Source organism: Paenibacillus yonginensis (assembly GCF_001685395.1).
Classification (GTDB): domain Bacteria; phylum Bacillota; class Bacilli; order Paenibacillales; family Paenibacillaceae; genus Fontibacillus; species Fontibacillus yonginensis.
This window is the reverse complement of sequence record NZ_CP014167.1, coordinates 2,139,426-2,152,066: the sequence shown is the minus strand read 5'-3', so window position 1 is coordinate 2,152,066 and position 12,641 is coordinate 2,139,426. Positions and strand designations below refer to the sequence as shown.

The following is a 12,641-nucleotide window of genomic DNA, read 5'->3' as shown; positions in this document are numbered from 1 at the left end:
TTTGTTTCAGAAAGCGGCGGTTTTAGTTGCGGGAAGCTGGGGAACAGCCTTAGCTTCCGTACTGGCCGATAAAGGCATACAGGTTTCGTTGTGGACCCGGAATAGCGGGCAGGCGGAGGAGATCAACCGGGATCATCAGAACCGCTACCTGCCGGGTGTAACGTTGTCTTCCAATATTATTGCTACAACCGATATGGAGGAGGCGGTGAAAGGCGCTGAAGCCATCGTAATCGTCTCTCCTTCATCGGCTGCCCGCCAGGTGTCGAAGGAACTAAGCAAGCATTGGAGACCGGAGCAGCTGGTGATCCATGCTGTAAAAGGTTTTGAAACGGAAACGTTAAAAAGAATGTCTACCGTGATTTCCGAGGAGCTGGGCTGCGAGGAAGGGCGGATTGTTGTCTTGTCCGGACCCAGCCATGCCGAGGAAGTCGTCAAGCAATGCCCGACTACTGTGGTTGTGGCTTCTTTGGAAGAACAGGAGGCGCAGCGCGCTCAGGATCTGTTTATGAACACTTATTTCCGTGTCTATACGAACCGGGATCAGGTTGGCGTTGAGCTCGCCGGTGCGTTAAAAAATATCATTGCCCTTGGCGCCGGAATGTCTGATGGCCTGGGTTATGGAGATAACGCCAAAGCAGCGCTGCTGACTCGCGGTTTGGCCGAGATTACCCGGGTAGGCGCGCAAATGGGCGCCAATCCGCTTACTTTTGCCGGTCTTGCAGGGGTGGGGGATTTGGTGGTCACTGCAACGAGCCAGCACAGCCGCAATTGGCGGGCCGGTTCGATGCTCGGGCAGGGGATGACGCTGGATGAAGTGCTCAAGAAGATGGATATGGTTGTAGAAGGTATAAGAACGACTCAGGCGGCACACGAAATCGCTGAGAAATATAAAGTCCAGATGCCGATCGCAAGCCAGCTGTATAATGTTCTTTTTAAAGGACTGGATGCCCGGACTGCGGTGGAAGCGTTGATGGGGCGAGATAAAAAGACGGAAATGGAAGTCATGTCCCTGGAAACGTGGGAGCAGTGGCATACCTAAGGACCACGTGCCTGACGGCTGGCTGAAAAGCGGCTGATGGCCGGCTCACATATTGCCCCCCTCTTTCATATAGTGTCAAAGAGCACTGCCGGAGGAGGGATGAGCATGAGCAAAAACATTTCCAAGGATGCCTTGAATCTGATTAACAAAAAGGCGGGAAAAAATATTACAGAAGGTGCCGTCAAGAAATTGGCCAGCACGGTCAAGCCTTCGACACTGCAAAATGAAGCGCAGCTCCGCCAATTGATCAAATCCGTATCTGCCATGGCCAAAGTGCCGGTGTCGGAATCGACCGTTTCGGAGATTGTGGCCGCCGTCAAGAAAAGCGGCATGAACCCGCAGAATATGGAATCTTTGATGAAACTGATGATGAAAAAATAAAGGTTGCCCGTCAGGAACCGTCCTGGCATCCGTCAAGAACCTCGGCTTATAGCCGCAGGTTCTTTTTTGGTTTGTAAAGAGGTCTGGTGTTCCATACGGATTTGATTATGCAATAGAAATCTAGTTTCTCATTTTCCGTAGAGATTGGGTTCCCATGGAGGCCCTGAATGATATAATATGGGGCAGTATAGGATACAAAGAACAGAAAGGATCATTGGAATTGAGCTTGCGGCTTCAATTTTTGTGAGTATTGGGTGTTGATTACATGAAGAGGATTAGCAGCCTTGAGATGCTGGAAAATTACATAAAACATAAGTCACTTGTCCCCAATCCCGGATTGGAACACGCGTTGTCGGCTGTTACCGAGCTTGTACGGCCTGCCGGGGTGAAATGGCTGGCGGGCGGCAGCGTTGGATTGTGGCTGCAGGGCGTGCCCCTGAACGCTCCGCCAAGGGATATTGATATTTATGCTGAGCAGCCTGCTGCCTCCTTGATTCACATACAGCTGGAGGCATGGGCCACGGATGAACCCCGCTGGGATGAAAGCGGAATCTACGCTTCTTTGCTCAGCCATTACGAGATTGAAGGTTATACGCTCGAGCTGGTGGGCGGTTTCGAAGTCCGCACATCTCTGGCCGATTACAAGGTAGAGGTAGAACAGGTGCTGGAGGCCGCAGCCTTTGAAATTATACCCGGACTGAAGGTAATGCCGCTGGCGCATGAGCTGATCTTCAACCTGCTTCGAGGAAGACCGGACCGCTACCGGGCGATTGCCGCGCAAATTAATGCCAAACCGGACAAGCATATCCCCCTCCTGAAGCAGATTGCCTTACGGAGAGGCTGGTCGCTGCAGCAGCAGAAGGAAATGAATAAGCTGGCCTGCCTGCAGGGATGGCTGGATTAGAGCCGTCTCGGGGCTAGAGAGAGCAAACTCAAACCGTTAAAGAAGGGAGTTCAACCAAGCTTGGAAACAACGATCACGTTTAAACCAGCCGGCAAGACGTTTAAAGTTCGACCAGGCACAACCGTGCTGCTTGCCGCTCAGCAGAATCGCATCCATATTCCTACCCGCTGCAGCGGGATGGCCAGCTGCCTGATGTGCAAGATTCAGGTTGAGGCTGAGCATGCGGCAGCCTTGTCTGCAGCTACGCAGGCTGAAAGGCGGAAGCTGGGCCCTTTATTGCAGAAAGGGATTAGGCTTGCCTGCCAGGCCAAAATTGACGGACAGGCGGTTGTGAGCCTTCCGGAGGATCGGTTAAAGACAGTGGTCAGAAAGCTGCTTGAAGCCCAGCAGAACGAGGATGACTCGTTATGGTAGAGATGGAGCGCGGCAGGCCAAGGGGCTGCCTAATCTATATAAATGAAAGAACGACAAAAAGACCGGGACAATCCCGGTCTTTTTTGTTGTCATATCGGATGATAGATTATCATAAACTTTCAGTACAGTGCGGGAATGCCCGTTCCTTTGCGCGCAGGAAGCATCCGGCCGTCCTCTTGAATTATGCTTGAGAAAGTTCAAATGATTCAAGACATAATTTAGGATCCGGTACATAAGATGATACTAGTCCAAATGCATGTACGAGTTCACGCCGCTCTCCTGAAAAGGATGCATCTGTCTGCACGGCGGTGGACGAGGGAATAGGGAGGCTGCTCTGCCGCCTGCAACAGCTCAAAAGGGAAACTGGTTCCTACAGCAAGGGCGGATGCTCGCAGGGCATTTATCCTTCGGCGAAATTTGAGGAGGGGATATCATTGGTATTGGAGAAAGTGGACATTTTTAAGGACATTGCCGAACGTACCGGAGGAGATATTTATTTGGGAGTTGTCGGGGCAGTCCGTACAGGCAAATCAACTTTTATCAAAAGATTTATGGAAACTGTTGTGCTGCCGAATATCGCCAGCGAAGCCGACCGGGTCCGGGCGGTCGATGAGCTTCCGCAGAGCGCAGCAGGCAAAACGATCATGACCACCGAACCTAAATTTGTGCCTAATAATGCGGTGCAGATCAAGGTAGACGAAGGTCTTGAGGTGAATGTGCGCCTGGTAGACTGCGTGGGTTATGCGGTTGACGGGGCTAAAGGGTATGAGGATGAAAATGGTCCTCGGATGATCTCAACGCCATGGTTCGAGGAGCCGATTCCGTTCCAGGAAGCGGCCGAGATCGGAACACGTAAAGTGATCCAGGAACACTCGACTTTAGGGGTTGTGATCACAACAGATGGCACGGTTGCCGATATTCCCCGTTCTTCTTATGTGGAATCCGAGGAGCGTGTCGTTGAGGAATTGAAAGAGGTTGGCAAACCTTTTGTGCTTGTAATCAACTCCACCAAACCGCGCAGCGAGGAAGCTCTTCAGCTTCGCAGCGAGCTACAAGCCAAATATGACATTCCGGTTATTACGCTTAGCGCGGCTACGATGACGGAAGAAGACGTTACCGGTGTGCTCCGGGAAGTGCTTTATGAGTTCCCGGTTCATGAAGTCAACGTCAATCTGCCTAGCTGGGTTATGGTGCTGAACGAAAATCACTGGCTGCGCAGCAATTATGAATCCTCCGTCCGTGAAAGCGTTAAAGATATCCGCAGATTGCGTGATGTCGACCGTGTGGTCAACAGCTTCCTCGAATATGACTTCATTGACCGCGCGGGCTTAAGCGGACTGAATATGGGGCAAGGAGTAGCGGAAATTGATCTATACGCGCCGGATGATTTGTACGACAGCATCCTTACGGAAGTGGTCGGGGTCGAAATTCGTGGCAAAGATCATCTACTGCAGCTGATGCAGGAGTTTACGCATGCCAAGCGGGAGTATGACCGTTTTGCGGAAGCGCTGGAAATGGTTAAAACGACCGGCTACGGCATCGCCGCGCCGACGCTTGCCGAGATGGCACTGGATGAACCGGAGCTGATTCGTCAGGGCTCCAAGTTTGGGGTAAGACTGAAGGCGACTGCGCCGTCCATCCATATGATCCGGGTGGATGTGGAGTCTGAATTTGCGCCGATTATCGGTACGGAGAAGCAAAGTGAGGAATTGGTCCGCTATCTGATGCAGGACTTCGAGAATGACCCGATCAAAATTTGGGAATCCGACATTTTTGGCCGCTCGCTTCATTCCATTGTGCGCGAAGGCATCCAGGGCAAGATTGCGCTTATGCCTGACAACGCCCGCTACAAGCTGCAGGAAACGCTTGGCCGCATCATCAACGAAGGCTCCGGCGGTCTGATCGCCATCATTCTGTAAAACCTACCGAACTTCTGCAGCAGCCAACCGGCTGGAAGAGACAGGACTCTTCCGGCCGGTTTTTGTTTGTGCAATCTAGTATTTTTAACTTGAAATTAGAGAATGACTGTATTACTATAAGTTTGTTCTCGGCTTCAAAAGATATGCAAAAACCGCGATTTCCACGGGTTCTTTGCAGCTTTATTTGCTTAATTCAGGAAATTCGCGTATAATTTCGAGCAAAACGGAAACAAATTATACTAGAATAAATCTTTGTTGGGGAGGTGAAATAATGAATAAGTCTGAACTGATTACTCAAGTGGCTGAAAGCACTGAGCTGTCCAAGAAAGACGTAACGAAAGCAGTTGACGCTGTATTCGAAGCGATTTCCGAAGCTCTGCAAAACGGAGACAAAGTGCAATTGGTTGGATTCGGAAACTTCGAGGTTCGCGAACGTTCTGCCCGTAAAGGCCGCAACCCGCAAACTGGCGAAGAAATCGAAATCCCTGCCAGCAAAATCCCTGCTTTCAAACCAGGCAAAGCGCTTAAAGACGGAATTAAATAAAGCTTTCTACATATTTTTCCGTAAGAAGGGACGTGAGCTAATGTTCACGGCCCTTTCTTTTTCCGTTCGAGCGATATAGAATAAAAGCAATTTAAACCAACGAATCCGGGAGGGAGGACTCTCGTTATGGAGCAGACTGGACAAACAGGCGGAGCGGGCGAGCCAAACAGCGCAGGCGGCGATTATTTTGTCGTCAAAGCCAAAGAGCAAGGGGTTCAGGTGATCGGGCTTACACGCGGCAAGGATACCCGCTTTCATCATACGGAGAAGCTGGATAAAGGCGAGGTGCTTATCGCCCAGTTTACGGATCATACCTCGGCTGTTAAAGTACGGGGCAAAGCGGTCATTATGACCAAATTAGGTGTAATTGATACGGAAGAATAACAAGCTGCAGGCATAGCCTGCTTTTTTTCGTTGTAAAATGAGGTATACCCCTGCTATAACGTACCCGCTTTCGGGTAAGAAAGAAGGGAATGCCTCTTGATGAAATGGAAAATAGCCGCAATACTCGCCGTGTCGGCTTTATTTGTGGTCATTCTGTCTGCAAGGCTTCTTGAACAAACGGAAAATACACAGCTGCGCATGGCTGCAGGACAGGGGATTACCGAAGAACCTGCCTTGCAGGTTACAGATGTTAACCTGGTTGATTTGCTGTCGGCTCTGCCGCTGCATGCCAGAATCGTTCGGGCCGATTTGAGGGGGACGACCCTGACGGTTGATTTAAAGGTGCGGAGCAGCGCTTCGGGAACGGGACCGGTTTATGAAGACATGGCCGAGCTGGGCAGCCTGGCCTTGCTTAGAAGCCACAATATTAACCAGCTCAGGTTAAGACTTGTCGCCGAGGATGCCTGGACGGGCAGACAACATCTGCTTCTGGCCTCGGAGATGGACAGGTCGGATTTGTCCGGCGATACGGGCCAACTGCTGGAGGGGCTTAAAACGGCCGGAAATGCGCCGCTTGGCGAGAACCTGAAAGCAAGACTCCGCATTGTGGAAACCGCGTTGTGGAAAAAAGCTTATCCCCAGTCCGACATTTAGTTCGGATGGCCCAAAAACGCAAGCCGCCAGTCGTGCGCGGGGTATTAAATTGTGATATAATATACAACATTGTGGCAAACCGTTAATGTCATACTAGTTCGGCTCGGAGGCAAAACATGAAATTGTATCGTGTACCTGACTTGGCAAAAAAATATGTCGATTATGACATGATCTCCACCCATACGGAGCTGGCGGATTTTCCGGATTCCCGCGTCCGTTTGTTATACACTTTTCTTAAGCATGAGCAGCCGGACAACGAAAGCGACCTGGAGGTATGCGCGCTTGCCGTTTATCTACTGCAGCTGGGTTTGGATACGCACGATCTGATTGATCCGGAGCCGGTTCGCAAGGAGGAGCGGCTGATGCGCTCCCGCCAGCTGAAAGTGCTGGCCGGCGATTATTTCAGCAGCCTGTTCTATCAGCTGCTGGCCAAAACCAACCAAATCCAGCATATTTCCCTGCTTTCCTCGGCGGTTTGCGAAGTGAATCGTTTGAAGGCCCGTTTCTACACGAGGATGAAAGATCTGCTTCTCAGCGCAGAGGATTATGTGAAAGAATCCGCTTTGCTGAAAATGCAGCTGTTCACCTTCTTTACGCCTTTGCTGGATAAGACGGTCCAGCATTACTGGCGGCCGCTGCTGGCGGAAGTCAGCAAATGCGAGGCTCTGGCGGCGGAAATGTCCCTGACAGCGCGTGAATCTTCGGGTCACCTGGGATTCGCGTATTTGCGGATTATGGAATCTGGAAGCACGGAAGACAAAGCCATGCTGAGCAGAAGCAAATTGAGCACAAGGGATTGGTCCTCGCTTCTGCTGAAGTACAAAGTGATGGAGCAGCTGGCGGACAAGCTGCATCAATCGGTGGAACAGGTCCAGCAGCTGCTGAAGGAGAATACGGACGAGCGATTCTGCAAGGAGTTAGCCGGTATAGCCGAACCTTTTAAAGCGCTGCTTGGCAAACCGAATACAGCTTGGAATGAAGGGTAAGGTGCATGTTTAATGGCTGAGAAAGCGCAAAACAAAGAACAGTTTGTGCATGCCGTATTTGAGAGCATAGCTCCCAAATATGATTTGATGAACGATATTTTAAGTTTCCGCCGGCATAAAGCATGGCGCAAATTCACTATGGCCAAAATGAAAATGCAGCCAGGAAGCACGGCTGTGGATTTATGCTGCGGCACCTGCGACTGGACGATCAGCATGGCAGAGCAGAGCGGGGGCCCCATTACCGGGCTGGATTTCAGCCCGAATATGCTGGCCGTCGGACAAGCAAAGGTGAAAGAGAAGGGGCTGGAGGATCGGATCTCCCTGTTGCAGGGGAACGCGATGGAGCTGCCTTTCGAAGACAATACCTTTGATTACGCGACCATCGGCTTTGGACTCCGGAATGTGCCTGATTTGCGTCGTGTTCTGAGTGAAATGCAGCGGGTGGTGAAGCCTGGCGGCATGGTGGTCTGCCTGGAATTGTCCAAGCCGACCTGGCAGCCTTTCAAAGGCATTTATTATTTGTATTTCAAACACATTCTTCCTTTTCTGGGCAAGCTGGTCGCCAAACGGTATGAACAATACAAATGGCTGCCGGATTCGTTGGTCCAGTTTCCCGGTCGGCATGAGCTGGCGGCTATTTTTCAGGAGACGGGCTTAAAGGATGTCAAGGCATATCCTTTGACAGGCGGTATAGCCGCTTTACATATTGGAGTGAAGGAGAAACACCATGTTTAGAAAGATAGGCATATTTCTGCAGATGATTAAATTTGAGCATACGCTGTTTGCTCTTCCTTTTGCTTTTATGGGCGCTTTGCTTGGTGCGGTGGCCATGAAGGATTCCTTCCCGACTTGGGCGCAGATCGGCTGGGTGCTGCTGGCTATGTTTGGAGCCCGTAGCGCGGCTATGGGGCTTAACCGGTTGATTGACCGGGTGAGCGACGGCAAGAACCCCCGCACGAAAGGGAGAGCCATACCGGCCGGACTGCTGCGTATCTCGGAAGTGCTGATTTTTATAATTGTTTCGTTTGTGCTCTTGTTCTGGGCTGCTTCCGAATTAAACCCGCTGGCGCTCAAGCTGCTGCCGATAGCGGTAGTGATGCTGGTGGTTTATTCTTACACCAAACGTTTCACTTGGTTATGTCATGTTGTGCTTGGATTTACAATTGCATTGGCGCCGCTCGGCGGCTGGGTTGCGGTAACCGGAAAAGTCGACCTGACAGCCTTTGTTTTATTTGTAACTATCGCATTTTGGGTGGCCGGATTTGATGTGATTTATGCTTGCCAGGATATCGAGTTTGATCAAAAAGAAGGTCTTTATTCCATTCCTTCCCGTTTCGGGGTACGTCGTTCTTTAATCATTGCCAAGGCTTTTCACATCATTACGGCTGTTGGTTTCGTGTCTTTGCTGCTGCTTGCCCATCTCGGCTGGTGGTACATCGGCGGGATTGTCATCGCCCTGCTCATTTTATTCTACGAGCACCATATCGTAACGCCAAAGGATTTGAGCCGCCTGCAAACAGCCTTCTTTACGATGAACGGAGCACTCAGCATTGTGGTGTTCTGCTTTACACTGATTGATTTGGCGGTGAACGTCTACCGATGAGCGAAGCGAAGAAACGTCCGTTAGTAGTCGGCATTACAGGAGCCAGCGGATCCATTTACGGCATCCGGCTGGTCTCGGTGCTGCTTGAGATGAATATTGATGTCCATCTGGTTGTTACCCAAGCCGGATGGCGGGTGATCAAGGAAGAGCTGGGATGGGACATTACGGACCGTGAGCAGGCTCTTCACAGGGCGTTCGGCCATTTTCCCGGCAAGCTGGTCTACCATGTCATCGGCGACATCGGCGCTTCGATCGCCAGCGGCTCCTTCCGGGTGGAAGGCATGGTCATCATGCCTTGCTCCATGGGCTCGCTTTCGGCTGTGGCCCATGGCACCTCGGACAATTTGCTGGCCCGGGCCGCAGACGTTATGCTTAAAGAAGGACGGGAACTGGTTCTTGTACCGAGAGAAACTCCGCTGCATGCGATTCATTTGGAGAACATGCTGAAGCTGGCAAGGCTTGGGGTCAAAATCATTCCCGCCATGCCTGCCTTCTATTTCGGGCCGGCTACGATGGACGATCTCGTGGATTTTATGGTTGGAAAAGTGCTGGACAGCCTGCGTATTGATCATGAGCTGTTTAAGAGATGGGGGGAGCAACATGAATCTGTCAGCGAATAAACCGACCCGTATGGGCATCATCGATTATACGAATGTTTGGCCCATTACTTATTATTTCAACGAAAAACAACTCAGCCGGCCGATTGAAATCATCACCAAAGTTCCGGCGGTTTTGAACCGGGCAATGATCGCGGGTGAACTCGATCTTTCCCCGGTTTCTTCTTTTGCTTACGGCTTCGGCAGCCGGCAGCTGAAGCTTCTGCCCGGGCTGTCCGTCAGTTCGGAAGGGCCTGTCAATTCCATTCTGGTGTTCTCGAAGGAACCGCTGGATTCGGTGAAAAACGGTAAAATGGCTTTAACCAACACTTCCGCTACTTCCGTGAACCTGCTGAAGATCATTATGAACAAGTATTACGGGGGGAATCCGGAGTACTGGGACAGCGAGCCTGATCTGGATGCCATGATGGCGGCCAGCGACGCAGCCCTGCTGATTGGCGATCATGCCATCAAGGCCTCCTGGCGCGACCACGGTTTTCATGTGACCGATTTGGGAAAAGTGTGGAAAGAGTGGACCGGCTTTGGCATGACCTTCGCGGTGTGGGCGGTGCAGCAATCGTTCGCCGGCAGCCAGGCAGACTGGCTTCGTGAAATTACAGAGGCGCTCCATGAAAGCCGCAAGCAGAGCGAACAAAATCTTGAACCGCTTGTTACCGAAGCTTGCAAGCAGATTGGCGGAACGGACGCTTACTGGAATCATTACTTCCAAAATTTGTGTCATGATTTTACGGAGGAGAGACAGCGGGGGCTCCAGCTTTACTTCGACTATTGTTATGAGCTCGGCCTGCTGGAGCAGCCTGTACAGCTTTCCTTCTGGAACGAGACTACACGGATTCAGGTGAAATGATGAAAATGTTGGATTTGTTTGGCCCCATGAAGAAAGATATGGATTTTATCGAAAAGCAGCTGTACAGAAGCATTGAAGGGGAAGAGGGCCTGCTCAGCAGCACCTCCAGTCATCTGCTCAAGGCCGGAGGCAAACGGCTGCGTCCTGTCTTTGTCCTGCTAGGTGGCAAATTTGGCAACTACGATCTGGAGAGGCTGCAGTATGTAGCGGTACCGCTAGAGCTGATTCATTCCGCTTCCTTGGTTCATGATGATGTGATTGACGATGCCGATACAAGGCGCGGGAAACCAACGGTCAAATCTCAATGGGATAACCGGATTGCCATGTATACGGGGGATTATATATACGGCAAAGCTTTGACGCTGGCCACGCGGCTGGAAGATCCGAAGATCCATCAGATTCTGGCCAAAGCGATGGTGCAGATGTCCATAGGCGAAATGGAGCAGATCCGCGATTTCTTTAATACGGAGCAGTCCGTTCGCAATTATCTGCTGCGTATTAGAAGGAAGACCGCATTGCTAATCGCCATCAGCTGCCAGCTTGGAGCCATCGCTGCAGGCGCCTCTGACGAGATGAGCCGCTTGCTGTACCGTTACGGATACAACGTGGGCATGGCCTTCCAGATTCGGGATGACCTGCTCGATCTGTTCGGCACCGAGAAGCAAATCGGCAAACCTCCGGGCAGCGATATGCGGCAGGGAAATATCACGCTTCCTGTGCTATATGCACTCCGGGAGGAAGAACTGCGGGAGCCTCTGCTTCAGGAGATTCGGGAAATCCACAAAATGGACGGCCGCAAGGATGCTTCGGACGCCATTCAGATGATCCGCCAAAGCTCGGGGGTTGCAACGGCTGAAGGGCTTGCGGACCGTTACATCGACAAGGCGCTTGACGCGCTTTCCCGGCTTCCCGAGAACAAAGCGAGAAAGAATTTACAGGATATTGCGCATTTTGTGAATAGAAGAACATATTAATCTTTCATTCATTCCTCCTTTTCTGCTAAAATACGATTGAAAACGTATTTATTTGCGCTTTGCACAGCAGGGCGGTACACACGGGAGGTAATCTTATGGAACGGACGTTTATGATGGTTAAACCGGACGGAGTACAGCGTGGTCTTATCGGCCGTATTATCAGCCGTTTGGAAGACAAAGGGTTCAAATTGATTGCCGGAAAGTTCATGCAGATTTCCGAAGCGCAAGCCAAACGCCATTATGCCGAGCATGAAGGGAAAGCCTTTTTTGACGAACTCGTCGGATTTATTACTTCCGGACCCGTGTTCGCTATGGTTTGGGAAGGCGACGATATCGTAACCCTCTCTCGAACGCTGATGGGCAAAACGAAAGTAACGGAAGCACTTCCGGGAACGATCCGCGGGGATTTTGCAGCTCATACGCCGTTTAATTTGATCCACGGCTCAGACAGTCCGGAAAGCGCGGCGCGTGAAATTGCAAATTTCTTTGAAGAGAAGGAATTGCTTACTTATAATAAAACTATTGCTGACTGGATATGAGGAAAGATGCTGCATAATAATGAACACGAAGCGACAGTACGGGAGCAGGATCCTGATTATTTGGGATTTGTGAAAAACGTGAAGCAGAGCACCGGCATTGACCTGGCTCTGTATAAAGAAGCACAGATGAAACGGCGTTTAACGACGCTGCGGAATAAAAACGGCTATAACACCTTCGAGGATTTCTTTAAAGCGATGACGGCGAACAAAAAGCTGTTCTATGAATTTCTGGACCGGATGACGATCAACGTATCCGAGTTCTGGCGGAATCCCAACCGCTGGGAAGTGCTGCGTGATACGGTGCTGCCGGAGCTGCTGAAGAAGAACAGCCGCCTGAAGATCTGGAGCGCGGCCTGCTCGACCGGAGAGGAGCCGTATACCATTGCTATGATTCTATCGGATATGGGGCTGCTGGGGACGTCAAGCCTGACGGCTACCGATATTGATGAGGGAGCCCTGCAAAAGGCTGCAAAAGGTCTTTACATTGACCGTTCGATCAAGGATGTGCCGGAGGACGTAGCTTCGCGTTACTTCACCAAAGAAGGCCTGATGCTGCGGGTAAGCGACCAGCTTAAGAATGCCGTGACATTCAAGAAGCAGAATTTGCTGCTTGATCCTTTTGAAACGAATCATGATTTGATTGTTTGCCGCAATGTCATGATTTATTTTACCGAAGAAGCGAAACATGACCTCTACCATAAATTTTCGGCGGCACTTCGTCCCGGGGGCATGCTGTTTGTCGGCAGTACGGAGCAGATTTTCTCTCCCGGCAGATATGGCTTGGAAGCGGCAGAGACCTTTTTCTACCGAAAGCTGTAAGCTGCTGCAAGGGGAAG

16 protein-coding genes are annotated in these 12,641 nt (G+C 51.0%); all 16 read left to right on the top strand.

The window, feature by feature from the left end; genetic code table 11:
* Position 1: 1 nt before the first annotated feature.
* The 16 genes from AWM70_RS09885 (at position 2) to AWM70_RS09810 (ending at position 12,624) form a co-directional block, all read left to right on the top strand.
* Positions 2 to 1,039 (top strand): NAD(P)H-dependent glycerol-3-phosphate dehydrogenase, encoded by a 1,038-nt coding sequence (locus tag AWM70_RS09885; protein WP_068695961.1) that lies wholly within the window; start codon positions 2 to 4, stop codon positions 1,037 to 1,039.
* Between the two features lie 105 nt (positions 1,040 to 1,144).
* Positions 1,145 to 1,420 carry a stage VI sporulation protein F gene (locus AWM70_RS09880; RefSeq protein ID WP_068695959.1) on the top strand — a complete coding sequence of 92 codons (276 nt, stop codon included), beginning with the start codon at positions 1,145 to 1,147 and terminating at the stop codon, positions 1,418 to 1,420.
* A 265-nt stretch (positions 1,421 to 1,685) separates the two neighbouring features.
* Positions 1,686 to 2,324, top strand: coding sequence for a nucleotidyltransferase family protein (locus AWM70_RS09875; RefSeq protein WP_151208740.1), 639 nt, complete (start codon positions 1,686 to 1,688; stop codon positions 2,322 to 2,324).
* 60 nt (positions 2,325 to 2,384) lie between these two features.
* The gene (locus AWM70_RS09870; protein WP_068695955.1) at positions 2,385 to 2,738 is read left to right on the top strand and encodes a 2Fe-2S iron-sulfur cluster-binding protein; all 354 of its coding nucleotides are present in this window, start codon (positions 2,385 to 2,387) and stop codon (positions 2,736 to 2,738) included.
* Between the two features lie 440 nt (positions 2,739 to 3,178).
* Positions 3,179 to 4,657, top strand: a complete 1,479-nt coding sequence (gene spoIVA, locus AWM70_RS09865; RefSeq protein WP_068700540.1) for a stage IV sporulation protein A — start codon at positions 3,179 to 3,181, stop codon at positions 4,655 to 4,657.
* 271 nt (positions 4,658 to 4,928) lie between these two features.
* Positions 4,929 to 5,201, top strand: coding sequence for an HU family DNA-binding protein (locus AWM70_RS09860; protein WP_068695953.1), 273 nt, complete (start codon positions 4,929 to 4,931; stop codon positions 5,199 to 5,201).
* Positions 5,202 to 5,327: 126 nt separating this feature from the next.
* Positions 5,328 to 5,585, top strand: a complete 258-nt coding sequence (gene mtrB, locus AWM70_RS09855) for a trp RNA-binding attenuation protein MtrB (RefSeq protein ID WP_068695950.1) — start codon at positions 5,328 to 5,330, stop codon at positions 5,583 to 5,585.
* A 96-nt stretch (positions 5,586 to 5,681) separates the two neighbouring features.
* Positions 5,682 to 6,239 (top strand): hypothetical protein, encoded by a 558-nt coding sequence (locus tag AWM70_RS09850; RefSeq protein ID WP_169823424.1) that lies wholly within the window; start codon positions 5,682 to 5,684, stop codon positions 6,237 to 6,239.
* Between the two features lie 116 nt (positions 6,240 to 6,355).
* A complete protein-coding gene (locus AWM70_RS09845; RefSeq protein WP_068695946.1) occupies positions 6,356 to 7,225 on the top strand; it encodes a heptaprenyl diphosphate synthase component 1 in 870 nt (289 codons plus the stop codon).
* A gap of 12 nt (positions 7,226 to 7,237) precedes the next feature.
* Positions 7,238 to 7,960, top strand: coding sequence for a demethylmenaquinone methyltransferase (locus AWM70_RS09840; RefSeq protein ID WP_068695944.1), 723 nt, complete (start codon positions 7,238 to 7,240; stop codon positions 7,958 to 7,960).
* Positions 7,953 to 8,828 carry a UbiA-like polyprenyltransferase gene (locus tag AWM70_RS09835; RefSeq protein WP_068695942.1) on the top strand — a complete coding sequence of 292 codons (876 nt, stop codon included), beginning with the start codon at positions 7,953 to 7,955 and terminating at the stop codon, positions 8,826 to 8,828. Before AWM70_RS09840 ends, AWM70_RS09835 begins: the two co-directional genes overlap by 8 nt.
* Positions 8,825 to 9,448 carry a UbiX family flavin prenyltransferase gene (locus AWM70_RS09830; RefSeq protein ID WP_068695940.1) on the top strand — a complete coding sequence of 208 codons (624 nt, stop codon included), beginning with the start codon at positions 8,825 to 8,827 and terminating at the stop codon, positions 9,446 to 9,448. Before AWM70_RS09835 ends, AWM70_RS09830 begins: the two co-directional genes overlap by 4 nt.
* A complete protein-coding gene (locus AWM70_RS09825) occupies positions 9,429 to 10,292 on the top strand; it encodes a menaquinone biosynthetic enzyme MqnA/MqnD family protein (RefSeq protein WP_068695938.1) in 864 nt (287 codons plus the stop codon). The genes AWM70_RS09830 and AWM70_RS09825 overlap by 20 nt, the downstream gene beginning before the upstream one ends.
* The gene (locus tag AWM70_RS09820; protein WP_068695937.1) at positions 10,292 to 11,266 is read left to right on the top strand and encodes a polyprenyl synthetase family protein; all 975 of its coding nucleotides are present in this window, start codon (positions 10,292 to 10,294) and stop codon (positions 11,264 to 11,266) included. Before AWM70_RS09825 ends, AWM70_RS09820 begins: the two co-directional genes overlap by 1 nt.
* A 95-nt stretch (positions 11,267 to 11,361) precedes the next feature.
* Positions 11,362 to 11,805, top strand: coding sequence for a nucleoside-diphosphate kinase (ndk, locus tag AWM70_RS09815; RefSeq protein ID WP_068695935.1), 444 nt, complete (start codon positions 11,362 to 11,364; stop codon positions 11,803 to 11,805).
* Positions 11,806 to 11,811: 6 nt separating this feature from the next.
* Positions 11,812 to 12,624, top strand: coding sequence for a CheR family methyltransferase (locus tag AWM70_RS09810; RefSeq protein WP_068695933.1), 813 nt, complete (start codon positions 11,812 to 11,814; stop codon positions 12,622 to 12,624).
* Positions 12,625 to 12,641 lie beyond the last annotated feature (17 nt).

Excerpts from the sequence above, each read along its gene's own strand:
- AWM70_RS09880 (WP_068695959.1), top strand. The coding sequence starts at position 1,145 with ATGAGCAAAAACATTTCCAAGGATGCCTTGAATCTGATTAACAAAAAG.
- AWM70_RS09875 (WP_151208740.1), top strand. The coding sequence starts at position 1,686 with ATGAAGAGGATTAGCAGCCTTGAGATGCTGGAAAATTACATAAAACAT.
- AWM70_RS09860 (WP_068695953.1), top strand. The coding sequence starts at position 4,929 with ATGAATAAGTCTGAACTGATTACTCAAGTGGCTGAAAGCACTGAGCTG.
- mtrB (WP_068695950.1), top strand. The coding sequence starts at position 5,328 with ATGGAGCAGACTGGACAAACAGGCGGAGCGGGCGAGCCAAACAGCGCA.
- AWM70_RS09845 (WP_068695946.1), top strand. The coding sequence starts at position 6,356 with ATGAAATTGTATCGTGTACCTGACTTGGCAAAAAAATATGTCGATTAT.
- AWM70_RS09840 (WP_068695944.1), top strand. The coding sequence starts at position 7,238 with ATGGCTGAGAAAGCGCAAAACAAAGAACAGTTTGTGCATGCCGTATTT.
- AWM70_RS09835 (WP_068695942.1), top strand. The coding sequence starts at position 7,953 with ATGTTTAGAAAGATAGGCATATTTCTGCAGATGATTAAATTTGAGCAT.
- AWM70_RS09830 (WP_068695940.1), top strand. The coding sequence starts at position 8,825 with ATGAGCGAAGCGAAGAAACGTCCGTTAGTAGTCGGCATTACAGGAGCC.
- AWM70_RS09825 (WP_068695938.1), top strand. The coding sequence starts at position 9,429 with ATGAATCTGTCAGCGAATAAACCGACCCGTATGGGCATCATCGATTAT.
- AWM70_RS09820 (WP_068695937.1), top strand. The coding sequence starts at position 10,292 with ATGAAAATGTTGGATTTGTTTGGCCCCATGAAGAAAGATATGGATTTT.
- ndk (WP_068695935.1), top strand. The coding sequence starts at position 11,362 with ATGGAACGGACGTTTATGATGGTTAAACCGGACGGAGTACAGCGTGGT.
- AWM70_RS09810 (WP_068695933.1), top strand. The coding sequence starts at position 11,812 with ATGCTGCATAATAATGAACACGAAGCGACAGTACGGGAGCAGGATCCT.